The organism is Flavobacterium olei, from assembly GCF_039749035.1.
Taxonomy (GTDB): Bacteria; Bacteroidota; Bacteroidia; order Flavobacteriales; family Flavobacteriaceae; genus Flavobacterium; species Flavobacterium olei.
Genome location: NZ_JBDKWC010000002.1, coordinates 204,635 through 229,437, shown reverse-complemented (window position 1 = coordinate 229,437; position 24,803 = coordinate 204,635). Strand labels below are relative to the sequence as shown.

The 24,803-nt window shown below is 33.2% G+C and carries 22 protein-coding genes; 9 read left to right on the top strand and 13 right to left on the bottom strand.

Annotated features, from left to right (window positions below; all coding sequences use genetic code 11):
- The first annotated feature begins 138 nt into the window (after positions 1 to 138).
- Positions 139 to 1,002, top strand: a complete 864-nt coding sequence (locus ABEB31_RS04970) for a sigma-70 family RNA polymerase sigma factor (RefSeq protein WP_007804760.1) — start codon at positions 139 to 141, stop codon at positions 1,000 to 1,002.
- Between the two features lie 326 nt (positions 1,003 to 1,328).
- On the top strand, positions 1,329 to 1,991 hold the full coding sequence (gene rpe / locus ABEB31_RS04965) for a ribulose-phosphate 3-epimerase (RefSeq protein WP_347050244.1): 663 nt from the start codon (positions 1,329 to 1,331) through the stop codon (positions 1,989 to 1,991).
- On the opposite strand, the gene ABEB31_RS04960 is transcribed toward rpe, so the two are convergent.
- Positions 1,968 to 2,747 carry a DNA/RNA non-specific endonuclease gene (locus ABEB31_RS04960; RefSeq protein WP_347050243.1) on the bottom strand — a complete coding sequence of 260 codons (780 nt, stop codon included), beginning with the start codon at positions 2,745 to 2,747 and terminating at the stop codon, positions 1,968 to 1,970. The two genes, rpe and ABEB31_RS04960, sit on opposite strands and share 24 nt — an antisense overlap.
- A 93-nt stretch (positions 2,748 to 2,840) precedes the next feature.
- Positions 2,841 to 5,024 carry a carboxy terminal-processing peptidase gene (locus tag ABEB31_RS04955; RefSeq protein ID WP_347050242.1) on the bottom strand — a complete coding sequence of 728 codons (2,184 nt, stop codon included), beginning with the start codon at positions 5,022 to 5,024 and terminating at the stop codon, positions 2,841 to 2,843.
- A 213-nt stretch (positions 5,025 to 5,237) separates the two neighbouring features.
- On the opposite strand from ABEB31_RS04955, the gene surE reads away from it, so the two are divergent.
- From surE to ABEB31_RS04930, 5 genes are all read left to right on the top strand, one after another.
- On the top strand, positions 5,238 to 6,017 hold the full coding sequence (gene surE / locus ABEB31_RS04950; RefSeq protein ID WP_347050241.1) for a 5'/3'-nucleotidase SurE: 780 nt from the start codon (positions 5,238 to 5,240) through the stop codon (positions 6,015 to 6,017).
- Positions 6,010 to 6,279, top strand: a complete 270-nt coding sequence (locus tag ABEB31_RS04945; protein ID WP_347050240.1) for a hypothetical protein — start codon at positions 6,010 to 6,012, stop codon at positions 6,277 to 6,279. Before surE ends, ABEB31_RS04945 begins: the two co-directional genes overlap by 8 nt.
- Before the next feature lie 66 nt (positions 6,280 to 6,345).
- A complete protein-coding gene (gene lpxB, locus ABEB31_RS04940) occupies positions 6,346 to 7,464 on the top strand; it encodes a lipid-A-disaccharide synthase (protein ID WP_347050239.1) in 1,119 nt (372 codons plus the stop codon).
- Between the two features lie 8 nt (positions 7,465 to 7,472).
- Positions 7,473 to 7,958, top strand: a complete 486-nt coding sequence (locus tag ABEB31_RS04935; RefSeq protein ID WP_347050238.1) for a C40 family peptidase — start codon at positions 7,473 to 7,475, stop codon at positions 7,956 to 7,958.
- A 53-nt stretch (positions 7,959 to 8,011) separates the two neighbouring features.
- Complete coding sequence (locus ABEB31_RS04930) at positions 8,012 to 10,045, top strand: ComEC/Rec2 family competence protein (protein WP_347050237.1); 2,034 nt, start codon at positions 8,012 to 8,014, stop codon at positions 10,043 to 10,045.
- A 2-nt stretch (positions 10,046 to 10,047) separates the two neighbouring features.
- On the opposite strand, the gene ABEB31_RS04925 is transcribed toward ABEB31_RS04930, so the two are convergent.
- The 6 genes from ABEB31_RS04925 to ABEB31_RS04900 all read right to left on the bottom strand — a co-directional run bounded on the left by ABEB31_RS04925 (position 10,048) and on the right by ABEB31_RS04900 (position 17,291).
- Positions 10,048 to 10,494: a thioredoxin family protein gene (locus tag ABEB31_RS04925; protein WP_347050236.1), complete on the bottom strand. Its 447-nt coding sequence runs from the start codon at positions 10,492 to 10,494 to the stop codon at positions 10,048 to 10,050.
- Positions 10,495 to 10,744: 250 nt separating this feature from the next.
- Entirely contained in the window at positions 10,745 to 11,194 is a 450-nt protein-coding gene (locus ABEB31_RS04920; RefSeq protein WP_347050234.1) for a thioredoxin family protein, read from the bottom strand.
- Between the two features lie 211 nt (positions 11,195 to 11,405).
- On the bottom strand, positions 11,406 to 11,873 hold the full coding sequence (locus ABEB31_RS04915) for a thioredoxin family protein (RefSeq protein WP_347050233.1): 468 nt from the start codon (positions 11,871 to 11,873) through the stop codon (positions 11,406 to 11,408).
- Between the two features lie 47 nt (positions 11,874 to 11,920).
- Positions 11,921 to 13,405 (bottom strand): peptide MFS transporter, encoded by a 1,485-nt coding sequence (locus ABEB31_RS04910; protein WP_347050232.1) that lies wholly within the window; start codon positions 13,403 to 13,405, stop codon positions 11,921 to 11,923.
- Positions 13,406 to 15,082 carry a peptide MFS transporter gene (locus ABEB31_RS04905; RefSeq protein ID WP_347050230.1) on the bottom strand — a complete coding sequence of 559 codons (1,677 nt, stop codon included), beginning with the start codon at positions 15,080 to 15,082 and terminating at the stop codon, positions 13,406 to 13,408.
- A 37-nt stretch (positions 15,083 to 15,119) separates the two neighbouring features.
- Positions 15,120 to 17,291 carry a S9 family peptidase gene (locus ABEB31_RS04900; RefSeq protein WP_347050229.1) on the bottom strand — a complete coding sequence of 724 codons (2,172 nt, stop codon included), beginning with the start codon at positions 17,289 to 17,291 and terminating at the stop codon, positions 15,120 to 15,122.
- A gap of 182 nt (positions 17,292 to 17,473) precedes the next feature.
- Between ABEB31_RS04900 and ABEB31_RS04895 the strand changes: the two genes are divergently transcribed.
- Positions 17,474 to 18,787 carry a hydroxymethylglutaryl-CoA reductase, degradative gene (locus tag ABEB31_RS04895; protein WP_347050228.1) on the top strand — a complete coding sequence of 438 codons (1,314 nt, stop codon included), beginning with the start codon at positions 17,474 to 17,476 and terminating at the stop codon, positions 18,785 to 18,787.
- A gap of 91 nt (positions 18,788 to 18,878) precedes the next feature.
- A complete protein-coding gene (locus ABEB31_RS04890; RefSeq protein ID WP_347050226.1) occupies positions 18,879 to 19,787 on the top strand; it encodes a GYDIA family GHMP kinase in 909 nt (302 codons plus the stop codon).
- A 14-nt stretch (positions 19,788 to 19,801) separates the two neighbouring features.
- Here ABEB31_RS04890 and ABEB31_RS04885 read toward each other — a convergent pair whose 3' ends face one another.
- The 5 genes from ABEB31_RS04885 to lptC form a co-directional block, all read right to left on the bottom strand.
- Entirely contained in the window at positions 19,802 to 20,248 is a 447-nt protein-coding gene (locus ABEB31_RS04885; protein WP_347050225.1) for a hypothetical protein, read from the bottom strand.
- A 282-nt stretch (positions 20,249 to 20,530) separates the two neighbouring features.
- Positions 20,531 to 22,630 (bottom strand): peptidylprolyl isomerase, encoded by a 2,100-nt coding sequence (locus tag ABEB31_RS04880; RefSeq protein ID WP_347050224.1) that lies wholly within the window; start codon positions 22,628 to 22,630, stop codon positions 20,531 to 20,533.
- Positions 22,631 to 22,736: 106 nt separating this feature from the next.
- Positions 22,737 to 23,993: a hemolysin family protein gene (locus tag ABEB31_RS04875; RefSeq protein ID WP_347050223.1), complete on the bottom strand. Its 1,257-nt coding sequence runs from the start codon at positions 23,991 to 23,993 to the stop codon at positions 22,737 to 22,739.
- A gap of 2 nt (positions 23,994 to 23,995) precedes the next feature.
- The gene (locus ABEB31_RS04870) at positions 23,996 to 24,190 is read right to left on the bottom strand and encodes a hypothetical protein (RefSeq protein WP_347050222.1); all 195 of its coding nucleotides are present in this window, start codon (positions 24,188 to 24,190) and stop codon (positions 23,996 to 23,998) included.
- 4 nt (positions 24,191 to 24,194) lie between these two features.
- The gene (gene lptC / locus ABEB31_RS04865; protein ID WP_347050221.1) at positions 24,195 to 24,755 is read right to left on the bottom strand and encodes an LPS export ABC transporter periplasmic protein LptC; all 561 of its coding nucleotides are present in this window, start codon (positions 24,753 to 24,755) and stop codon (positions 24,195 to 24,197) included.
- Positions 24,756 to 24,803 lie beyond the last annotated feature (48 nt).

The following is a 24,803-nucleotide window of genomic DNA, read 5'->3' as shown; positions in this document are numbered from 1 at the left end:
AATCATTTTTTTTTTAGGGGCTGTATGCTTTTAAAATTAAAAAGTACAAATTTTAAAAAAATAAATAATTTTTGTAACTTTTTTGAAACTCCTTACGTATAACCATTTGTACACTTTAAAAAATAGGGAGACAACAACATGAGACAACTTAAAATCACCAAGCAGGTAACCAATCGTGAAACTGCATCGTTAGATAAATATCTACAAGAAATTGGAAAAGTTGACCTAATTACCGCCGATGAAGAGGTAGAATTAGCACAAAGAATAAAGGCTGGTGATCAAAGAGCTTTAGAAAAACTTACAAAAGCCAACTTACGTTTCGTAGTATCGGTGGCTAAACAATATCAAAATCAAGGATTAACTCTTCCAGATTTAATTAATGAAGGAAACTTAGGTTTGATTAAAGCGGCTCAACGTTTTGATGAAACGCGTGGTTTCAAATTCATTTCTTACGCCGTATGGTGGATTCGTCAATCGATTCTTCAGGCTTTGGCAGAACAGTCACGTATTGTACGTTTACCATTAAATAAAATTGGTTCTATTAATAAAATCAACAAAATGTATGCTTTATTAGAGCAATCTAACGAGCGTCCGCCTTCTGCTGAGGAAATTGCAAAAGAACTTGATATGACGGTAAATGACGTAAAAGAGTCTATGAAAAACTCTGGACGTCACCTGTCAATGGATGCTCCTCTTGTTGAAGGAGAAGATTCTAACCTTTATGACGTTTTACGTTCTGGGGAATCTCCAAATCCGGACAGAGAATTAATTCACGAATCTCTTCGTACTGAAATCGAACGTTCTTTAGAAACACTTACTCCAAGAGAGGCAGATGTTGTTCGTTTGTATTTTGGCCTTGGCGATCAGCACCCAATGACATTAGAAGAAATTGGAGAAACTTTCGACTTAACCCGTGAGCGTGTTCGTCAGATTAAAGAAAAAGCAATCCGCAGATTGAAACACACTTCAAGAAGTAAAATCCTTAAAACTTATTTAGGATAAAATATTAAATTTCAATATTTAAAATTCCAAATTCCAATTCTAATTGGGACTTGGAATTTCTAACTTGGAATTTTACCGCAAACAACAGTTTGATTGACTGTTCGTTTTTTGATTGATGATTGAAACTCCGGCTGATTACCGGAGTTTTTTATTTTGTTATTTTTAACCGCAAAGGGCGCTAAGATTTTTATTAGATTTTTTGTCGTTAAAAATGCAAAGTCCGCAAAGCTTTGTCAAAAAAACTTTGCGAACTTTGCGTAAATCTTTAGGCTCTTTGCGGTTAAAAAAAAATTTATCTTTGTAAAAAAACAACACACTACAATACAATGAAAAATACACTTATTGCTCCTTCTGTTCTTGCAGCCGATTTTGCCAATTTACAACGAGATATTGAAATGATCAACACCAGTAAAGCTGATTGGTTTCATATCGATATTATGGATGGAGTTTTTGTACCGAACATCTCTTTTGGAATGCCTGTTTTGGAAGCTATTGCAAAACATGCCAAAAAATATATTGACGTCCATCTGATGATTGTTGATCCGGATAGATATATCAAAACCTTCGCAGATTTAGGCGCTAACGGCTTAACGGTTCATTACGAAGCCTGTACACATTTACACAGAACATTACAAGCAATAAAAGCAGAAGGAATGAAAGCCGGAGTAGCAATGAACCCTCATACAAATGTAGATCTGTTAGAAGACGTTATTAATGACATCGATGTTCTTTGTATTATGAGTGTCAATCCGGGATTTGGAGGTCAGTCTTTTATTGATAATACTTATGACAAAGTAAAAAAATTAAAAGCATTAATTACACGCAAAAATGCTTCAACATTAATTGAAATTGATGGAGGCGTAACCAGCAAAAATGCAAAACAATTGGCAGAAGCCGGAGCAGACATTTTAGTCGCAGGAAGTTTTGTTTTTAAAGCTGAAAATCAAATTGAAACCATTTCAGACCTAAAAATCCTTACTGCTTTTTAAGTGTTTTAAATTTGGAAAGAAGTCAATTCCCGTCATTTTTTCTAATGTCTCAATTGAAACAACAAAATCATAAATAGATTTATCGCTTTCTTCATTTGGAACCAGAAAAGCAATTACTTTATGTTCTTTTCCAGTCTTAGATAAAATAATTTTATAAAAATACTTAGGAACAGCAACTTTTTCTGTTCCTATTTTTTTATCTGAATCTTTAGGAATTCCACCAGTTACGATGTAGATATCGTTGTATTTTTCTGCCCAATATCGAGTCTTTTGTTCTAACCTGTTCCAAATTCCGGCATTAAATTCCTTTTTTTGAGGAGAAATATTAGAAGTATAAAATGTATCATTATAAGCGTTCTTATTAAACTCCATATCTCCTGCAGGGCAAAGATGTCCCTTATCATAACCTGATTTTTTATAATTCCTCCAATCCGCAGAACCAGTTGTTACTTTTGGATCTTCAATAAAATAAGGTCTTTTATAATCGTGATTTTTTAAGTATTCTTTCTTTAGTTCGTAAGCAACCCATTCCGCCTGCTCAAATTTTTCGTTGTAAGACAAAGTATAATACTGGTGTTTTATTATTTGCTTTGTTGTCGAAGTTGGCAGATAGGCCACGGTAAACAAAGAATCCTTTCCAGTAGAATTTTCTACAAAAGCAACAGATTCATTATCACCAATTATTTTATTATCAGAAGTCTCATTTTTACAAGACATTATAAAACAACTCAAAACCAGACTTAAAAATAATTTCATACTTATAAATTTAAAGTGGTTAAACTTACAAAAAAAACGCTCCGAAAATTTAAATTTTCAGAGCGTTTTAAACAAATTAAATTCTTAAAGAACTTACGATTTTACCAGTTTATCCTTTTTCATTTTAGGAGAAACGTCTTTTTTTACCACACTTTTTGTTTGCAGGTCGTCCAATACATTTAAAGCTTCTTCTACATAAACATCTTTAGACAACGCCTGATGCCATGCATCTCTTTTTTCTTTTAAAGTAGCATCTGCTTTCATCTCTGCTTCTTCGTAAGGAAGAGATTTAAAAACAAGGTCGTTTTTGTAATCTAAGATTGGCTTGTATTTTTTACCTTCATTTTCAACCTGCTCCTGAGTTGCTTTAAAACTCTGAAGATTTAAACTATAGGTATTCTCTTTATTTTTAACATCAATCCATTTTGCATTGTCATCAATTAGTTTAAACTGAGCATTTTGAGCAATTCTGTTTTTACTGTTGTTAACTGCTTTGCTAAAATTCTCATTAGAATTCCATGTACTGTAATCTGCAGGATCAATTTTATCCCATGGCATTGCATTGTCAATATCTCTTTCTCCCATTTTTAGATAAGCATAACGATCTGGCATTACAACATCGCTATGAACACCTTCTAACTGAGTAGAACCTCCGTTGATTCTGTAAAATTTCTGTCCTGTTATTTTCAATGCTCCAAGATCTCCATAATTAGCATTACGAACAAACTGATTCAAATCTAATACATTTTGTACAGTCCCTTTTCCGTAAGTCTGTTTACTACCGATAATTACACCACGCTTGTAATCCTGAATTGCTGCTGCCAAAATTTCGGAAGCAGAAGCAGAAAAACTATTTACCATGATAACCAACGGACCATCCCATTCGATTTTTTTATCTTTATCGTAAAGCACTTCTTTCTTTTTTCCGGCAGATTTAACCTGAACAATTGGGCCATCTTCAATAAACAAACCAGCAATATCTACCACTGTAGAAAGTGATCCTCCTCCATCATCACGTACGTCCAAAACAATTCCGTTGACATTTTCTTTTTTCAGTCTTTCTACCTCACGCGCAATATCTTTTCCGGCATCGCGACCGTCTTTATTTTCGAAATCAATGTAGAATTTAGGAAGATAAATTACTCCGTATTTCAACCCATTTTTTTCAACAATACTGGATTTAGCATACGTTTCTTCAATTTCGACCACATCTCTTATGATCGAGATCACTTTGATAGAACCATCTACTTTTTTAACAGTAAGTTTTACTTCGGTACCTTTATGGCCTTTTATTTTTTTCACAACATCATCCAGACGCATTCCTACAACATCAACAGGCTCTTCGTTTCCTTGTGCTACTTTCAAAATTAAATCACCTGCTTCCAGTTGTTTTCCTTTCCATGCAGGACCTCCCGAAATCAATTCATCAATTTGAGTAAAATCATTTTTTTTTGTTAAACGAGCTCCTATACCTTCCAGTTTACCACTTATGTTTACATCAAAACGATCTTTTTCTTCTGGAGCGAAATAACTAGTGTGCGGATCAAAACGAGTCATTATCGAATTCAGGTAAACTGAAAACCAATATTCTCTGTTCAAATCTTTAATCACGCTAAAATTATCATCCAATGATTTTAGTGAACTTTCGCGGGTTTCCTTTTCTAAAGTTTCAAAAGATTTTTCTTTGTAAGCAGGATCTTTTTTCTTCTTTTCTTCTTCAATTTTTTGTTTTGTAACTAAAGAAGAAAGCGTAGATAATTTGATTTGCTTTCTCCATCTTTCGTTAATTTCAGCCAAGTTTTTGGCATATGGAATTTTCTCATAATCAGCATCAAAAGTCTCATTGACATTGTAGTCAAATGGATGTGCTAAAATCGTTTTATAACGTTTTTTACTTTCTTCCATACGTTTCATCAACCTTGTATAAGTTAGGTTAAAAAAAGTAATATCTTTATTTAGAAACTGATCATCAAGCATCAATTCATATTGCTTAAACTCGTCAATATCAGACTGTAAAAAAAATCTTTTTGAAGGATCTAATGCATCGATATAATCTTTAAAAATTCCTTTAGAAAATTCATCATTTATTTCTGCGGGGCTGTAATGTCCTTTTTCAATAACAAATGCTAGTAATTCTAAAAGTGTTTTATCTCTGTTCGGATCAGGGTCGATTGTCTTATCTGCATTCATTTTAAATGCGAATAATGTAAGCGATAAGCACAATACGGCTATGAGTATCTTATAATTTCTTTTCATAAACTTTATAATAGCATTCATCAATTTTTTTATCTAAGTTACGTTAAAAACTATGCCACGGGGGCCAACGTCACGATAATTTTTTGTTAAAGATATAAAAATGTTTTATTGCTAAAAAAGTTCTTTATCTTAGTTGGCAAAATTTATAATATTTGTAACATATCGTAAAGAATGTAACATTATTTTTGCTCTTAAAATCTTACAATTGTTAAATTCACACATAATACATACCAAATGAAAGCCGAGAAACCTCTTATATTAGTAACCAACGATGATGGTATTTTGGCACCTGGAATACGCGCTTTAATAAGCGTTATGGAAACAATTGGCGATGTAATTGTTGTGGCGCCCGACAAACCTCAAAGTGCTATGGGTCACGCAATTACTATAAACAATACGTTGTTTTTGGATAAAATCTCAAAAGACGGAGACAAAATTGCAGAATACAGCTGTTCGGGAACACCTGTAGATTGCGTAAAACTGGCAGTAAACGAAATCCTAAAACGAAAGCCCGACTTATGTGTTTCAGGAATAAATCATGGATCAAATTCATCTATAAATGTCATTTATTCCGGCACAATGAGTGCGGCTGTCGAAGCTGGAATAGAAGGAATTCAGGCAATTGGATTTTCACTTTTGGACTTTGACTGGACTGCAGATTTTGAACCTGTAAAATCTTTTGTAAAAAAAATTGCTCTGGAAACTTTAGCTAACAAACTGCCTCCGGGAGTAGTTTTAAATGTAAATTTTCCGAAATTAAAAGAGTCCGAAATTAAAGGAATCAGAGTTTCCCGTCAGGCGAAAGCCTACTACGCACAAAAATTTGATAAGCGACAAACTCCTTTTGGAAAAGATTATTACTGGCTCGCGGGCAAATTTGTAAATGAAGATCAGGGTGAAGACACAGATGAGTGGGCTTTGGCAAACGGATATATTTCTGTTGTACCCGTTCAGTTTGATTTGACCGCACATCACACTATTCAACAACTTAATACTTGGAATTTAAATGACTAAAGAAATATTTGTTGGTTTTATAATTGGCATTTTTACGGCTCTTTTAGGAAGTTATCTGTTTATTACATTTTTTACAACATTTGACATTTCATCAGGTTTTCAAATTTTAAGAAAGCAGGGATATCTTGGAAAAGTCATCACTTTAGGAACACTTCTGGATCTCGCTGTTTTCACTATCCTTCTAAAAAGAAATAAGGAATATATGGCAAGGGGTGTAATTTTGGCCGTGATTGTTCTGGCAATTTCGACATTAGTTATTTAAATCTTATCTTTGCGAAGTCACCATTAAACGGATGTTCAAGCTTAGTACCTTTCAAAAAAAACCAAAATGAAGTATTACATAATTGCAGGAGAAGCCTCCGGAGATTTACATGGCTCTAATTTAATGAAAGCATTATATGTTGAAGATCCTAACGCAGAAATTAGATTTTGGGGAGGAGACCTAATGCAAAAAACAGGCGGAACTCTCGTAAAACATTATCGTGATCTGGCGTTTATGGGCTTCATTGAAGTGATTTTTAATTTAAAAACCATTTTAAATAATATTAAAATCTGTAAAAAAGACATTTTGGAATTTAAGCCGGATGTCATAATTTTTATTGATTACCCTGGTTTTAATATGCGAATTGCGAAATGGGCTAAAGAATTAAATTACAGAACGCATTATTATATTTCTCCGCAAATCTGGGCCTGGAAAGAGAGCAGAATAAAGGCCATCAAACAAGATGTCGATAAAATGTTTGTGATTCTGCCATTCGAAAAAAGTTTTTACGAAGACAAACATCACTATCCTGTAGAATTTGTTGGACATCCGTTAATTGATGCGATTCAGAATCAGCCTGCTTTTGATGAGTCGTCTTTTCGAACATTAAATAATTTAGGTGAAAAACCTATTATCGCCGTTTTGCCGGGAAGCCGCAAACAGGAAATCACAAAGATGCTAAGCGTAATGCTAAGTGTTGTTGACGATTTTCTGGATTACGAATTTGTAATTGCCGGCGCGCCAAGTCAGGACTTTGAGTTTTATCAACAATTTATAAGCAATAAAAATATCAAATTTGTTTCTAATAAAACGTATGATTTACTGCGTTCTTCTGCAGCTGCATTGGTTACATCCGGAACCGCTACTCTGGAAACGGCTCTTTTTAAAGTTCCGGAAGTGGTGTGCTATAAAGGGAGCGAGGTTTCTTATCAAATTGCAAAAAGAATTATAACTTTAAAATATATTTCTCTGGTCAATTTAATTATGGATCAGGAAGTTGTTACTGAATTAATTCAGGCTGATTGCAATAAAAAACGCATTAAAGAAGAATTACAAAAACTATTAGAGCCTCAATATCGCGCTAAACTTCTTCAAAATTATGATGTTTTAGAACAAAAACTTGGAGGAGTTGGAGCAAGTCAAAAGACAGCAAAACTAATTGTTGCCGATTTAAAACAAAACTAATTACCATTTTGAAAAAAATAATCCTCTTTTTGCTTTTAGCAGTCGCTTTCACCTCTTGTAAATCAACTTCTTCAGTTGTAAGTAAAAACGAATCTAAAAAAGAAAACAGATATCTGGTTAACAATCTAATTGAAAAAGCGACTGATAACATAGGAGTTCGTTACAAAGCGGGCGGAACCACAAAAGCGGGATTTGATTGTTCAGGTCTGGTCTACACAACTTTTGAAAGCGAAAACATTAAACTTCCAAGACCTTCGTACGAGCAGGCAAAAATTGGAAAGGTTATTCCGTTAAATGATGCTAAAAAAGGAGATTTGATTTTCTTTAAAACCAACAAAAGCAGAACAATAAATCATGTCGGCCTAATCACTGAGGCCAATTCAGATGAAGTCAAATTCATACATTCTTCCACTTCAAAAGGTGTAATTATTTCATCAACCAAAGAGGCTTATTATAAGGATTCTTTTGAGCAGGTCAATAGAGTTATTCCATAAAAAAAACATTTATTTTTATTATTTTTCTTACAAATATTTAATACTTTTAAACCATGAAAGTATTAGATTTTCCGTTGATTAAAATTACAATTGCCTTTGTACTGGGCATCATTACTGGGTATTACGTAAATCTCTCAATAGCAACGATAGCGATTACGCTGTCAATTTCATTTTCGCTTTTCTGCGGCTTTTATTTTTGGAGTTTAAAACAAAACAACTGTATTTTTCTTTTCGGAATATTTACTTCTCTACTTTCTTTTTTTATAGGTGCCTTAACACTTCTAAGTCATACGGAAAATCTTCAAAAAACCAATTATACAAATTGTCAAATTGCCTTTGAAAAATCTCAATTCGTGACTTTAATTTTAAGAGAAAAATTAAAAGGCAATGATTACAATGATCGCTATGTTGCGCTGGTTAAAACAATTTCAGGAAAAACCTATGATGGAAAAGTAATTGTAAATGTCGCAAAAGACAGCAGCCAGAATCATTTAGTAATAGGAAATTGCATTAAAGTTAAAACTACTTTACAGCGTAATAAATCAAGTAAAAATCCAAGTCAGTTTGATTATAGCCAATATTTGGCAAACAAGCAGATTTACGCCCAGATTTATTGTCAGAAAAAAGAAGTATTTGTTAGCAAAACTATCCGGAAAGATGTATGGTACTACTGCGCCAAATTGCATTCAAGAATAATTTCTAATCTGGAAAAATCGAAATTTAATAAAGCCGAAATGAATGTTGCTTTAGCATTAATATTAGGTCAGCAGCAGGAAATTTCACAGGATATTATTCAGGACTATCAATATTCAGGTGCTACCCATATCCTATCTGTATCAGGATTGCATGTCGGCTTTATCATGCTTTTTATCACTTTTATTCTTAAACTAATTCCAAATACAAGAAAAGGTTCTTTTTTTAAACTGGCTTCCATTTTAATTTGCTTAGCCGGATTTGCAGTAATTTCAGGCCTTTCCCCTTCTGTATTAAGATCTGTTGTAATGTTTTCCTTTATCGCAACAGGCAATCACTTATTAAGAAATGGCAATATTTACCACACCTTATTTGTTTCCATTTTATTGATACTGCTTTTTGAACCTTACTTTTTATTTGATGTTGGCTTTCAATTAAGTTATCTGGCTTTGTTTTTTATTCTTTGGCTGCAGCCTCTTTTAAAAAACATCTATAGACCCAAAAATAAATTGATAGTCTACATTTGGGATGCGCTAACCGTGTCATTTGCTGCGCAAATTGGCACTTTGCCTTTATGCCTGTATTATTTCCATCAGTTTCCCGGTTTGTTTTTTGTTACAAACATTATTATTCTTCCCATTTTATCCTTTATTATGATTGCCGGAATTATCGTTATGATCATTGCTGTCTTTACCCAACCACCAATATTCTTAACTATTATTTTTGAGAAAAGTATCTATCTTTTAAATCTAATGATTCATCTTGTTGCTTCTCTGGATTCGTTTGTAATTCGCAATATTAGCTTCAATCTTTATCATTTAGCAGCTTTTTCTTTTCTGATAATTTTTACAATTATCTGGATGAAGCAACCAGATTACAACAAACTGATTTACGTAGGTTTTTCTATACTTCTGACACAAATTGCTTTTATTTTCATGAAAGTAAAAACAGAAAGCGAAAGAGAATTGATTGTTTATAATGAAAGAAATAATACACTAATTTCTGAACGTAACGGAAAAAATATTGTTCTCTACAGCAGAGATTCTATTATAAATAAGAAAAATAATTTTAAAAGTGTAAATTCTTATCTTCTCGGAAATTCTTTAACATCGGGCAAGACGGAATGCCTTAAAAATTGTTTGTATTTTAAAAATAACAGAATTTTAATAATTGACAGTAGCGGAATTTACCCTGCCAAAATACAGCCTGATATTTTAATTCTAACTCAAAATGCGCGGATAAATCTGGATCGTCTATTTTTGGAAATACACCCTAAAGTAATTATTTCAGATGGCAGTAATTCAAATTCAATTCAACGGATCTGGAAAAATAGTTGCATAAAAAAAGACATCCCTTTTCATGCTACGAACGAAAAGGGATTTTATAAATTATAAAATTATTCTGGATTTAAAATTAAATTTGATTCTGAAATCCAGGCTTTAACACCGGGCACGTATCCAATGAGACCTAATTTATTAAAATTGGTTTTATCCTTTCTCACTGCAACATCTGTAAAACAAACCTGAGGAATTTTTTCGATTGCAAAAGCTTTTTTTAGTTTTAAATTTTGCTCTTTTGCAGCATCAGAAACAGTAGGATCAGACAAGTCAAGTTTTACTAAAATAACGTTTTTACGAGACCATTCTTCAAATTCACGGGTTGCAAAAATTTCATTCTGCAATTGCTGATCAGCGCCCTGTGCAGTGAAAAATATTAACAAGGGTCTTCTTTTTTCTGCACCTGTCTGTACGGCTTCGTTGATGTCAGTTTTCCAGATTATATTTTGTGAATTCATATAAAATGGACTAAAAAATAATAATACAATAAGTAATTTTGTTGGCATATAAATTAGTTTTGGTTAAGTTAATGAAACTAAAATAATATAAAAACCAATTCAGAAGAATAATTTATGCGATTTAAAATTAGTTAATGTGCATTAAAATCAAATTAATAATTATCGGTTAATTTTTTAATAAATGTTAAATAAACCGAACTAATTATAATTAAATTCTCGGTTATAATTTTAAAAAAAAATCCCTTTCTTAGATAGAAAGGGATAAAAAAATTAAAATAAGAGTTAATGAAATTCTTAACTATTCTGGTGGGTGCAAAATAGAATTAGATTCGGCAATCCATGCTTTTGCTCCTCCCGGTTTATAGGCAAGCTTACCTAAAGCACTAAATGTGGTTTTATTTTTTCTGACAGATGCCAGCGCAAAACATACTTCAGGAAGATCTTCAACACCAAATGCATTTTTCAATTTCACATTTTGTTCGCGATCACTATCAGAAGCATTAAGATCTGACATGTCCAATTTTACCAGGACCACATTATCACGTGACCAGACAGCAAAGTCGGGAGTTTTAAAGACTTCATTTTGGAGATTCTCCGGTACACCTGAGGCAGTGAATAAAATCAACATTGGTTTTCTTTGTTCATTGCTGATTGCTATTGCATCAGTCATATTAGTTCTCCATGCAAGTTGTGCATGTACCGCAAATGAACCTAAAAAAAACAGTAGGATAAGTAGTTTTTTAGTCATATTAATTGGTTTTGGTTAGATTAGCATGACGAAATTAACATAATATTTTAATTATCCAATTTTTAATGGCACAAAAAATATATTATGTGTTTTTTTAGTGAGAATAAAATAATAAATACGCAAAAAAGCATAATATTTTAAAATATTTTCTTACGAAACAAAAAAAGCCTCTTACGGTAAGTAAGAGGCTTTTAAGTTTTATATTTTTTAATTACAACTTTTTCGGATGTACTATTGATTCTGCAACCGTTAGCCATGCTGAAGGACCGCCGGCAACATAACCGGTTTTTCCAAGACCTTTAAAATTAACCTTTCCATCTTTAGTTTCTGCACTTGTGAAGAAAACTGTTGGAAATCCCTGAATTCCGAACGCTTGCTGCAATTCGTTATTTTGATTCTTTAAATCCGGACTCTGAGGCACTGCTCTTGGATAATCTAATTCTACCAGCACTACATTGCTAGATGCCCATTTTTTGAATTCTTCTGTTTTTAAAACTTCATTCTGCAAACGAATACACCAACCACACCAATCACTTCCTGTAAAGAACATTAACATTGGTTTTTGTTCCTTATTACTCACAGTAATTGCTTCTCTTACATCTGTATACCATTTTAATTCCTGCGCATTAACATTGACTGCACCAATTAAAAACAAAGCTATAAATACGATTCTTTTCATAACGAGAAATTTTCAGCAAATTTATGTAAAAAGTAATTACAATATTATTATTTAACTTCCTGCATTAACTTTTTGATTACAGGCGAAAGCGCAATTAGAATAACTCCTGCAACCAAAGAATAAATAGCCAATTGATAATATCCTTCTGTATACGATTGCAATTTAGACAACAACGTATCTCCTGTATTAGATCTTGAGATTTCAGCCCCAAGTTTTCCCGCAAATAATTGCCCAAAAGCTGCTGCTAAAAACCACAATCCCATCATCATTCCGAATAATCTCTTTGGCGAGAGCTTCGTAATAATAGACATTCCTATTGGACCTAAACAAAGCTCTCCGATTGTTGTAATCAAATACGCAAACGTAAATACATTTAGAGATGCAATTCCTTTAGAATTGGCAAAAAATCTTGTCAGATAGAAAATATAAAATGAAGCGGCCAAAAACAAAAATCCGATTCCGAATTTAATTAAAGTATTAGGCTCTATCTTTCGTTTTCCCATCCAGATCCACAATAAACCAATCAACGGACTTAAAACCACCACAAAAAACGTATTGGAACTGTTATTTATAATATTAGGGTCAATCGTAAAAAACAAAAGTTTATTATCTAAATTATCTTTAGCAAAAAGCGACAATGACCCTCCACTCTGCTCGTAAATAGCGTTAAACAGCAAATAGAAAAACACAAATAAAAATGCGGCAAAAAGCTTCTTTTGCAGCTTGATGTTTCCTAATTTATATAATTCATAAGCAAAGTACAAAACAGCTACAATACCAATTGTATACATAAAATAATCTGTATAGTCGGTATTTTTAACCATGATATAAATTAAAGGAATACTTAAAAGAGATAGTCCATAAACCGCAAATTCGCGCATTTTTCTTTTCCCTGCATCCAGGTCTAACAACGGCGAATCGCCAATTGGACCTAAATATTTTTTGGTAAACAGAAAAGTAATCAGACCTAAAAACATTACAACAGCTGCCGACAGAAAGCACAACTGCCAAGAATAGTATTTTCCTAAATATACACATAAAGCACCTCCTAAAAGTCCTCCTACGTTTATTCCGGCATAAAACATTCCATAACCAGCATCTCTTCTTCCGTCATCTTCCTTATACAATTCACCAACCATTGAAGAAACGTTTGGCTTGAAAAAGCCAGTTCCGATTATAGAAAATGCGATTCCGTAATAAAATAAATCATGAGGAGCGATTGCAATTAGAAGATTTCCAAGAATCATTACAATTGCGCCAAAAAAGAGAGATTTTTTGAATCCCAGAATTTTATCAGCAAAAATACCTCCGATAAATGTAAAGGCATATACAAAAGCCTGAATAGCTCCGTATTGTAAGTTAGCATGATCCTCTTTCAAAAAAAGCTGATCTACCATAAAAATAGTAAGCACACCACGCATTCCGTAAAAGCAAAAACGTTCCCACATTTCAACAAAAAACAAGTACCACAATTGTTTTGGGTACTTGCCTTCAAAATTTTGAATTTCTTCTAAAGTTATATTCTTTTCCATTTATCGAACCCCGTGCATTAATTTTTTTAACAGTGGAGTTAATGCAAACAATAAAATGGCTGCAATACCAGTTAAAACCACGAAAACCATAAAAAATTCATATAAATTATGGATTTCAAATCCTGCAAAGATTGGATTTTGAGCACTTATCTGATGTTGATCCAACAACGCTAACTGATCTGCAGTCGGAGTAATTTTTTTATCTAAAACACCCTGAAGATCAATTCCTAATTCTTTTGCTTTTGCAAATTTATCACCTGTGGCAGGCAAGATAGAACCTAATGTTCCTCCTAATGCGTAACCTGATGCATTAGACAAAAAGAAAACACCATATAATAATGAAGCAAAACGTTTTGGAGATAATTTACCAACCAATGATAATCCAATTGGAGACAAACATAATTCTGCACAAGTATTTAGGAAATATAAAAGAATCAACCATTTTACCAATAACAATCCAGAAGTTCCAATGTAAGACACCTGAGTTGCAATCATTAAAAAGCTGACAGAGATTACTACTAAACCAACAGCTAATTTAACCGGAGAAATTGGTTCTTTTCCTTTTGCCCTCAAAGTATCCCACAGAATACTAAACGGAACTGCTAAAAGTACAACAAAAAGTCCGTTAAAAATCTGAACCATAGATGGCGGCATCAACCAACCAAAGAAATGTCTGTCAGTCTGATTGTCGGCAATAAAGGTTAAAGAAGAACCTGCTTGTTCAAAAGCTGCCCAGAAGAAAATAATAAAAAAGGAGACGATGTAAATTACAATAATTCTGTCTCTTTCAACCTTAGTCAGTGATGTATCAGATATAATTAAACCGGCCAACGATAATCCACTCGAATAAATTAAAGTATAAATTAAGTTCTGCCCCACAGCGTAGTGAAAAAAGAAACCTAAAACAATGAATGCAATTCCTGCAGTAATTAATGCTTTTGTAGAAAAGTTTGCTTTTTGAGCTTCTCCTTCTTCAAAATCTGAAGCATCATTTTTAGAAGGCAAACCTCCTAATGGTTTTCCCTCCGGAGAAACTACGTATTTATTTTTTAAGAAGTAAAAAAGAACTGTTCCTAATAACATTGCCACAGATGCAGCCATGAATCCCCATCTAAAAGCGTGGATATCTCTAATTCCTCCTGCATCTTTAACATCTCCTAACAACGGACAGATTGATTGCCCTAAAAATGCTCCGATGTTAATTCCCATATAGAAAATAGTAAAAGCACTATCCAATTTTGTTTTTTCCTGCTTAGGATACAAACTTCCAACCATACTAGAAATGTTTGGTTTAAAGAATCCGTTACCGAAAACAATAACTCCCAATGCAGAGTACATTACAATTTTTGCCAAACTTAAATTAGACTCAAAAATACTTCCACTTGTAAATAAAAGCATTTGGCCAATTGCCATTAACAATCCTCCAAGTAAGATACAGTTTCGGTTTCCTAAAAAACGATCGGCAACAAACCCACCCAACATTGGCGTTAAATAACAAAGTCCAAGAAAACCTCCGTAAATTAATGAGGCTTCTTCTTCTTTCATTAATAATGAATTCACAAGAAATAAAGTCAATAAAGCCCGCATTCCATAAAAATTGAACCTCTCCCACATCTCCGTCCCAAACAATACCCAAAGTCCTTTTGGATGCGCAGTTTTTACCTGAGTTTCTACCATGTTATTTCCTTATTTAATTTAGATTAAGTTTTTTAGATTATAAATTTTCTTTGATAAAATTAGTCATTTTATTATACAGCTGAATTCTTGTTTTTCCGCCGTAAATTCCGTGATTTTTATCCGGGTAAATTTGAGAATCAAATTGTTTATTTGCCTGGATTAAAGCTTCCATCATCTGCATTGAATTCTGAACATGAACATTGTCATCACCAGAACCGTGAATCAGTAAAAATTTACCTTTTAATTTATCAACATGGTTGATCGGGGAATTTTGATCGTATCCGCTTGCATTTTCCTGTGGAGTCGTCATGTATCTTTCTGTGTAAACACTATCGTAAAAACGCCAGTTTGTCACCGGAGCAACTGCAATAGCCATTTTAAAAACATCATTTCCCTGAAAAATACAGTTTGATGCCATAAAACCACCATAGCTCCATCCGAAAATTCCAATTCTTGCCGGATCAACATAAGGATAAGAACCAATTACTTTTGCAGCATCGATCTGATCTTCTACCTCATATTTTCCTAACTCTTTCTGAGTTACTTTTTTGAAATCTGCTCCTTTAAAACCTGTCCCTCGGCCATCAACACAAGCTACAATATAACCTTGTTGTGTGAGAGATAAAAACCAGTAATCATCAGAATTGTTCCAGTCGTTGTTTACCTGCTGCGATCCCGGACCAGAATACTGATACATAAAAACTGGATATTTTTTTGAAGGATCAAAATCTTTTGGCTTTAAGATCCAGGCGTTTAGCTCATTTCCTTTTGCCGTTTTTAAAACAAAAAATTCTTTTGCAGGTAAATTGTAACCTTTTAACATATCTGCAAGAGCCTGATTGTTTTCGATTACCTTAATTTCTTTTCCTGTTTTAGCATCATTTAAAGTATAAGTCGTAGGTACTAAATTGCTTGAAAATGTAGTAATAAAATACTGGAAGTTAGGGCTAAAAGTTGCCGCACTTGTTCCTGTCTTTTTAGATAGGCGCAATTTGTTTTTTCCGTCTAAACCTATTTTATAAAGATCTCTGTTAATAGAACCATTCTCTGTAGATTGGTAGAAAATAGTTTTTGATTTCTCATCAAAACCGTAATAAGAAACAACTTCCCAATTGCCTTTGGTAACCTGATTTTTAAGTTTTCCGGTTTTGTCGTATAAGTAAATATGATTAAATCCGTCTTTCTCGCTTGTCCAGATAAAACTGTTGTCCTTTAAGAAAGTTAAATTATCTGTAACATCTACATATGCCTTGTCTTTTTCACTCAGAACTACTTTAGCAGCAGCTGTATTTCCATCCACAAATAATAAATCTAAATTATCCTGATGACGGTTTAGAACCTGCGCAGAAAGCACATTTGCATCATTTGTCCATTGCAACCTCGCAATATAGAAATCATTGTATTTTCCTAAATCTACCTTTTTTGTTGCTCCTGCAGCTACATCATATATATGTAAAGAAACCTCAGAGTTTTTTTCTCCTGCTTTCGGATATTTAAAAGTCTCTATGGTCGGATATAAATCTTTGTGAAACATAGACATCGAAAACTCAGGTACCTGACTTTCGTCAAAACGAATATATGCTACTTTTTTACTGTCTTTACTCCAGTCGAAAGCACGGACAAAAGCAAACTCTTCTTCATAAACCCAGTCCGTAATACCATTAATTACAGCATTCTTTTTCCCATCAGTTGTAATAGCAGTTGATTTTTTAGAAGCAACATCGTATACATATAAGTTATTTTCTCTTGCGTAAGCAATCTTGGTTCCGTCTGGAGAAAATGTAGGTTCCTGTATCTGAAAATCAAAAGGTTTGGTTAGAGATTTAGAAGCTATATCATATAAATAATAATCTGCCGTAAACGAGTGACGAAAAATCTGATTGGTATGACAAGCAATTAGAATCTTTTTTTCTGATGCATCAAAAATGTAGCTGTCGATTCCGTCTGCAAGTTCTTTATGATTTTTAGTATCAACTAAATTAGAAACCTTTTTTAAAGTTGCAAAATCATATAAATCAATCTGCATTGTTCTCGCTGCATAATCTACGTTCAACACAGTATATTGATCTGTATTTTTCAAAGATTGCAGTTCATCCATTCCTTTAGCCCTGAATGCACCGCCATAAATATTTTCGATTGTGATTTTTTGCTGACCGAAAACAGTTGCAACTAATAACAAAAATATTACAGTAATTTTACTTGTATTCATTAGAATTATTTTAAATATAAAAAAGAGCCCAATTTTAGTAAAAAAAATAAACATAATACACATTTTAAGTGTTAAATGTTAAAAAAAATAACGATTGCGTTATACCCTATTATAAAATAGATTTTAGAGAAATCTCTTAAAATGGTATATTTGCAGCAACATTATTATTTAATATACTGAGAATGAACAACGCTGTTGCCGGATTTTCTAAATTATCCAAAAAAGAAAAAATTAACTGGATTGCAAATGAATATTTTTCGAACCCGGAAGAGGCGCAAAATATTATAAGAAATTACTGGAATTCAGACGAAAAGCTTCAACAGCTACATGATGAATTTATCGAAAACACTATTACAAACCTCTATATTCCACTTGGAGTTGCCCCTAACTTTTTAATCAACGGAAAATACAAAACTATTCCGATGGCTATTGAAGAAAGTTCGGTTGTGGCAGCAGCTTCCAAGGCGGCAAAATACTGGGCTACAAGAGGCGGATTTAAAGCTACCATTATAAATACCGAAAAGATTGGCCAGGTTCATTTTACTTACAATGGTGATGCCGAAAAATTAACCGTTTTTTTCGAGCAGATTAAACCCAAATTTTTCAGTGAAACGCAAAATATTACCAAAAACATGCAACAACGTGGCGGTGGTATTTTAGACATTAAATTAAAAGACAAGAGAAGTTTACTGGAAAATTATTATCAGCTTCATGCAACTTTTGAAACCAAAGACAGCATGGGAGCTAATTTTATAAATTCTTGTTTAGAGCAGTTTGCTTCTACTTTAAAAGAGGAAATCCAGAATTCTGATTTGTGTAATAATGGAGAAAACCTTGAAGTAATCATGAGTATCTTATCTAACTATGTACCTCATTGCTTGGTAAGAGCAGAAGTATCCTGTCCCATTGAAGAATTAGCTGAAAAACATATTACAAATCCACAGGAATTTGCAGAACGTTTTGTTCAGGCTGTTCAAATTGCAGAAGTTGAGCCTTTTAGGGCAGTAACGCACAATAAAGGTATCATGAACGGAGTTGATGCCGTAGTTCTGGCTACCGGAAACGATTTTAGAGCTGTAGAAGCCGGAGTACACGCTTATGCGGCGAAAAACGGTCAATATGCCAGTTTATCTCATGCCAAAATTGAGGATGGAATATTTACTTTTTGGCTTGAAATTCCGCTTGCTCTTGGCACGGTGGGAGGTCTAACCTCGCTACATCCTTTAGTTAAACTCTGTCTCGAAATTTTAGAAAAACCTTCTGCTCAGGAATTAATGGAAATTGTAGCTGTTGCAGGTTTAGCACAAAACTTTGCCGCTTTACGTTCTCTAACTACCACCGGAATTCAGGAAGGACACATGAAAATGCACTTAAACAATATCATCAATCAATTTGAAGCTACCGCTGAAGAACGCCATTTAATAAAAGCACACTTCAAAAAAACAGCCGTATCTCACAGCGCGGTAGTTGAATTTATTGAAAATTTGAGAAAATAATCCGAAGATATTCCCGCTATCCGCTGTATCTTTTTCGGATGAACCCCACCCAAAAAAGGATGCCGCTACTATCAGGGCTAAAAAATAAAGCATGAAAAAAACATTTTACAGTAACGGAAAACTTTTTATAGCCGGAGAATATCTCGTATTAGACGGTGCAGATGCTTTTGCGTTACCCACGAAATTTGGTCAGGATCTAATAATTGAAGATTATAAACAGAAGGAAATAAAATGGGAAAGTTATGATTATGACAACCATTTATGGTTTGCAGAAACGATTTCATTTGACGAAATCATTAAAGGTTATGACCCTAAAGTTGACAACGTAAAATCAACATTGGTTACTATATTGCATGAAGCTTATCTTTTAAATCCTAAATTTATTGATACCGCTAACGGATATAAAGTCAGCACTCATTTGACATTTCCGAGAAATTGGGGATTAGGTACTTCTTCCACCCTGATAAATAACATTGCGCAATGGGCAGAAATCAATGCCTTTACCTTATTAAACAATAGTTTCGGCGGAAGTGGTTACGATATTGCGTGCGCACAAAACAATACTCCGGTCTTATATCGCATAAAAGATAATTTTGTCGAGCAGGTTGAGTTTAATCCGGATTTTAAAGAAAATATTTATTTTGTTTATTTAAATAAAAAACAAAATAGTAAGTCTGCAATTTATGCTTACAACAATCATAAAAGTAATCATTTAGCACAAAGCGTAGCTGAAAATAACAAAATAACAAACGCCATACTCCACGCTAAAACATTGAAAGAATTTGCAATGGCAGTCCAAAAACATGAAATTCATCTAAGTACTATTTTGGAAATGCAGACTATAAAAGAAGCAGTATTTCCTGACTTTAATGGTGTAATTAAAAGTTTAGGTGCCTGGGGAGGTGATTTTGTAATGGTAATCTCTAAAAATAATCCAAAAGAATATTTTTTAAACAAAGGTTACGAAACAATATTGACTTATGAAGAAATGATTTTGTAAAAGAGACCAGCTATTTAATTAGCCCGCTTATTATTATTTTTTACATGCTTTGTTTCCAATCGACGAACTGACTGGCTTTCCTGTTCATTTGACTCTATAAGTCTGTTATGGAGTCTTTCAGCCATTTTCTCAATGCTATTTGTAATAGAATCATAAACAAGTTCCATTCTTCGGTGCTTCTCTTCTTTTACTGCTCTAAGTACATCTTCAACAAAAACCTTGTCGTATTTCTCGGCAACAGAGTCATGCGTGTTTGTTAATCGAATAACATAGTCGTTACTCAGGATTGTTACCTTAAAATGCTGTTCTTCGTTACTTAGATAATATTTACCACCCAATTCATCTACATTGATGTCGGTGTTGCTTACTTTTAAAAGCTCGGTAATAATTCCAAAAATATGACTTTCTATTTTGGTATATACCCGCGGCTTTTTTCTAAAAATATTAAATGTAAAAAACATTACATCTTTGGGTATTAAACATTGTTATTTGGATTGAAATTTTTTTTCTATTCTTATTCTATATTCGGAATACCGAAATATGTTAAAATAAAAATTCGGACAAATTAACTGTAATAATTTCAATATCACAAATTTTTTAAATTAAATTTCTATTATCTCTATATACTATTAGAAAATTAACAAATCGGTAGTACACCAGCAAAAATTATAAAGTGCATAAAAACAGAAAACCCGAAGCATCATAAATGACGCTTCGGGTTTTTTATATTGAATTACGAATTCTTAGTAGTTGAATTGTAATCTGTTGTCTTCAATTTTAGCATTGTTTTTTAATGCTGGTAAAACTCTGCTTGCATCAGATGCGCTTTGAGCTTTTACTTTTTCTACATAAGCAGCGTGATTAGCAATCGCCGGTGCTTTTACTGTTTTTACATTTTTTACAACATAAACTCCAGTGTTTCCTTCAATAGGAGCAGAAAGTTTATTTGCTGTTAATGCAAATGCATTTCCTACTACTTTAGGCTCTTGTCCAACTCCACCAGGTAAAACCGGATTGTCTAAAGTTACATCTGTAGCTTGCTGAACAGCAACCCCGGCAGCTTTAGCAATAGCTTCAAGGCTTGACCCTGTCATTTTAGCTTTTAATAATTCAGCTTTTTTCTTGTTTTTAAGAATTGGCTCAACATATGGTCTCGCCATAGTAACAGAAACTAAACCAGATTTATTTTCACCTTTATATTGTGCAATTACGTGTCCAACGTTAGCAATTTCAAAACGCTTAACATCTCCTGTACTTGTTTCTTTGTCAAAAGCCCATCTCACGATGTTACGCTGATTCCCTAATGGTCCAAATGCTTCATCCATAGCTTTTGCATTTACCGGCTGAGCAACTTTTAAGCCCAATGCTTTTGCAGATGCATTAAAATCTTTGTCTGCAGCATCCATTTCAAATTTGGTTGCCAATGTAAATACTTTATCAGAAGTAGCTTCAGATGGCTCGATTTTTTGAGCAATTGTCGCTAAACGAATTCCGTCTTGTTTGTCTGTAATTTTGATAATGTGGAAACCAAAAGGAGTCTCTACTAAACCAACTTTACCAATTCCGTTACTGAATACAAAATCATTGAAAGGTTTTACCATTTGGTTTGGACCAAAATAGCCTAAATCTCCTCCTTGTTGTGCAGATGAATCATCTGAACTTGTAAAAGCCAGCATCATGAAACTATCAGGATTAGTCTGTACTTGTGCTAAAATTTCTTCCGCTTTCGCTTTAGCTTCTTCTTTAGTTCTGTTTTCTTTTGGAGAAGGAGTCTGAGAACCTTTGTATGCGATTAAGATATGACTTGCTTTTGCGTTTACTCCTGCTTTAAATCCTAAAGATTTAGAAATTGCATAATATCTTCCATAAACATACGGACCATAAATTGCTCCGGCCGGTAAGCTGAATAATTTATCAGCATCAACAGCTGGTAATGCATTTTTAGGCACGTAAGTAGAATCGTAAGGAACATCAGAATTTGCGTTTACAAATTCAGCAATATTCGTTGCATTTCTAAATCCTGGCAATGTATCATTTTTACCTGTTTTTGCATTGTAAACAACGCTTCCTGATAATAACGAATTTAGTTTAGTTTTAATTTCAGCTTCGTCTTCTTTAGAAGCTTTATCTTCAACTAATACATATTGAATTTCACGAGTAGCATCTGCTTTGAATTTTTTCTCGTTTTTCTTCATATAATCAACAATCTCAGAATCAGAGATTTTCACTTCACTGTCTTTAATAGAAGAATAAGGCGCTCCTGCAAATGCAAAAGTTACTTTATTAGCTTCCATTTCATATTTTAATTTACCTTCTGCAGCAGTTGTATACAATCCGGACTTAATTAAAGTATTATAGATTTGAAACTTAGCATTTAAAGTCGCATCTTTTTCTTTTTCAGTAAGGAACTGTGCCGCTTCAGGATTAGATTTAAAGTAATCCTTAAATTTAACAACATCAAAAATACCGGCCGCATTTAAGAACATTGGATTTTTTCCAATATTTGGATCTGATTTTAAAACCTCAAGTAAATGTTTTTCACCTACTCTCAATCCTAATTTATCAAATTGCGCTGTTAATAATGCAATTGATACTTCCTGATCCCATACTCTGTTTGCAGCTTCAGTGGAAGTTATTCCTTGCCCACTTTTTTCAACATTACTAACTTTTACTCTAAAGTCTTCAAATGAAATATCTTTTCCGTCGATGCTTCCTACATCCTTAGAACTTTGACTAAATGTTCCTTTTCCAATAAGATCTTGTATTATAAATGCAAATAATGCAAGTGCAATAACTCCTATCAATAAAGCGGAACGCTGTCTAATTTTTGCTAAAACTGCCATTTTATTATCGTTAATTTTATATTCAGTTTGCGAAAATACAATTATCTAGTTAATAACAATACAACTAGCGTTTTATTTTGCATTTTTTTTTCATTAATTTAAAAAATCAATCTTTAATTGTTAATTTGACTAGTTCGATTTTCTTATTTGAAGCCTCTTTTATGGAAAAATGAAACTTATCTATTACAATTTTGTCTCCTTTTTGCGGGATTTCTTTGGTATGATTTACAATAAAACCGCCCAATGTTCCATACGAATCTTCTTCTGGAATCATTAATTTGTAGGTTTCATTTAGATATTGCACATCTAATCTTGTAGAAAACAAATACTTGCCCTCTCCTATCTCTTCTTCTATCAATTCTTCATCAAGATCGTGTTCATCTTCGATCTCGCCAAAAAGTTCTTCGACAATATCTTCAATTGTTATTATTCCCGAAGTTCCGCCATATTCATCTAAAACTACTGCAACATTTTTTCGCTTTTTTATCAGCACAGTCAGAACATCTTTTATCAAAATAGTTTCGGGAACAAATTCGACCGTCATTAAAACTGACTTTATGGTAGACGGCTTTTTAAACAAATCAAAGGAATGGACATACCCCACAATATCATCTAATGAATTCTGGCTAATAATTATTTTTGAATAGCCTGTCTCAATAAATAGCGCCGTCAGATCCTCGACACTGTCAAACAAATCGATATCGACAATTTCTGTTCGCGGGGACATAATATCACGTGCCTTTACACCTGAGAATTCCAGTGCATTTTGAAAAATCTGAATTTCAGAATCGACTTCTTCATCTTCTTCAACACTACTCATTTGTTCGGTAATGTAATTTCCCAATTCGATTTTGCTAAACAACTGGATCTGATTTCCTTCTGTCTTAAAAAATTTACTCAAAACAAAATCTGCAATCCAGATGAAGAAAGTAGAGATATAATAAAATAAGCGGTAAAACAAATAAGCGGGAAGCGCCAGAATCTTAATTAATGAGTTGGCATAAATTTGGAAAAAGACTTTTGGAAAAAACTCAGCAGTAGCCAAGACCACAAATGCGGCAAGAAGTGTCTGTATAAGCACATTCCACCAGTCAGAAAGAACAAAACCAAGACTGATGATCCAATTCAAAATCAGATCGCCCATAAAAAACCCATAAATTACCAACGCTACATTGTTACCAATAAGCATTGCAGCAATAAATTTGGACGGATTTTCGGTGAGTTTAGTTAAGATACGAGACAAAAAATCGTCTTGTTTCTTTTCTATTTCGAGATAAATTTTATTGGAAGAAATAAAAGCGATTTCCATTCCGGAAAAAAAGGCAGCTAGTATTAAACATATTATTATAATACTAATTTCCATATTTACTGCTTTTTGTTACGATTATCGTATTTGTTAAGAAATCTTCTTCTAAAGAAAAACATGAAAATGGCCATTCCGGCAATAATAAAACTTAAGACCGCGGTATCATTTGGCTGATTCAGTTTTGTAAAACCGTCATATGCAAAATAAAGTGCAAACGCGATATAAATGTATTGTGTATATTTTAAGTAACCCATAATCTTATTTTATTCCTTCGGCGGATTCAATTTCACCGCTTATTCGCTGTGAATTAATCACTTTAAAATCTTTACTAAAATCTATTCCCTGACCATGCGAAACTCCTTTTGGATCTGTCAGCTTAAATTTTCTTTCGGTATAAAACCATTCATTTTTCTGATCGAAGTACAATTGCTCCGTTTCCAACATCTGTCCTGATTCTGATGTGATTTTAACTTTCCCTATCAAATCAATAATCTGGGTATTTTTATACGAAACCGCATAATCTCCTCTTATAAAGGTACGCTTTTGCTTTTTATCATATAAGGTAACATCGATGCCTTTTGGAAATTCTGTAAAAGGAAAATCAAGGTTAGAATAATCAAGCATTTTACGACTTATCAAAACACCTGTAATACGACCTGAATCTGTATACTTAATATTAACCGTGTCAGCATCACTTGCAGGAACAAACTCGGAGAAGTTAATTTTCTGAACTTCTTTAAAATTGCTTTCGCATCCAAAAAACATTGTCACAGCAACAACTGTGACAACGATGAGACTATATCTTTTTGGTAAATTCATTTGCCAAATGTAGTAAATTGTAATGAGCTTCTAAAAGATAAATATTTT

Bases quoted from the DNA above. Each gene is read 5' to 3' on its own strand.
- ABEB31_RS04960 (WP_347050243.1), bottom strand. From the start codon at position 2,747: ATGAAATTATTTTTAAGTCTGGTTTTGAGTTGTTTTATAATGTCTTGT.
- ABEB31_RS04930 (WP_347050237.1), top strand. From the start codon at position 8,012: ATGAAAGTATTAGATTTTCCGTTGATTAAAATTACAATTGCCTTTGTA.
- ABEB31_RS04925 (WP_347050236.1), bottom strand. From the start codon at position 10,494: ATGCCAACAAAATTACTTATTGTATTATTATTTTTTAGTCCATTTTAT.
- ABEB31_RS04870 (WP_347050222.1), bottom strand. From the start codon at position 24,190: ATGGGTTACTTAAAATATACACAATACATTTATATCGCGTTTGCACTT.
- ABEB31_RS04905 (WP_347050230.1), bottom strand. From the start codon at position 15,082: ATGGTAGAAACTCAGGTAAAAACTGCGCATCCAAAAGGACTTTGGGTA.
- ABEB31_RS04890 (WP_347050226.1), top strand. From the start codon at position 18,879: ATGAAAAAAACATTTTACAGTAACGGAAAACTTTTTATAGCCGGAGAA.
- ABEB31_RS04885 (WP_347050225.1), bottom strand. From the start codon at position 20,248: ATGTTTTTTACATTTAATATTTTTAGAAAAAAGCCGCGGGTATATACC.
- ABEB31_RS04895 (WP_347050228.1), top strand. From the start codon at position 17,474: ATGAACAACGCTGTTGCCGGATTTTCTAAATTATCCAAAAAAGAAAAA.
- rpe (WP_347050244.1), top strand. From the start codon at position 1,329: ATGAAAAATACACTTATTGCTCCTTCTGTTCTTGCAGCCGATTTTGCC.
- ABEB31_RS04900 (WP_347050229.1), bottom strand. From the start codon at position 17,291: ATGAATACAAGTAAAATTACTGTAATATTTTTGTTATTAGTTGCAACT.
- ABEB31_RS04955 (WP_347050242.1), bottom strand. From the start codon at position 5,024: ATGAATGCTATTATAAAGTTTATGAAAAGAAATTATAAGATACTCATA.
- ABEB31_RS04880 (WP_347050224.1), bottom strand. From the start codon at position 22,630: ATGGCAGTTTTAGCAAAAATTAGACAGCGTTCCGCTTTATTGATAGGA.
- ABEB31_RS04945 (WP_347050240.1), top strand. From the start codon at position 6,010: ATGACTAAAGAAATATTTGTTGGTTTTATAATTGGCATTTTTACGGCT.
- lpxB (WP_347050239.1), top strand. From the start codon at position 6,346: ATGAAGTATTACATAATTGCAGGAGAAGCCTCCGGAGATTTACATGGC.
- lptC (WP_347050221.1), bottom strand. From the start codon at position 24,755: ATGAATTTACCAAAAAGATATAGTCTCATCGTTGTCACAGTTGTTGCT.
- surE (WP_347050241.1), top strand. From the start codon at position 5,238: ATGAAAGCCGAGAAACCTCTTATATTAGTAACCAACGATGATGGTATT.
- ABEB31_RS04915 (WP_347050233.1), bottom strand. From the start codon at position 11,873: ATGAAAAGAATCGTATTTATAGCTTTGTTTTTAATTGGTGCAGTCAAT.
- ABEB31_RS04970 (WP_007804760.1), top strand. From the start codon at position 139: ATGAGACAACTTAAAATCACCAAGCAGGTAACCAATCGTGAAACTGCA.
- ABEB31_RS04920 (WP_347050234.1), bottom strand. From the start codon at position 11,194: ATGACTAAAAAACTACTTATCCTACTGTTTTTTTTAGGTTCATTTGCG.
- ABEB31_RS04875 (WP_347050223.1), bottom strand. From the start codon at position 23,993: ATGGAAATTAGTATTATAATAATATGTTTAATACTAGCTGCCTTTTTT.
- ABEB31_RS04910 (WP_347050232.1), bottom strand. From the start codon at position 13,405: ATGGAAAAGAATATAACTTTAGAAGAAATTCAAAATTTTGAAGGCAAG.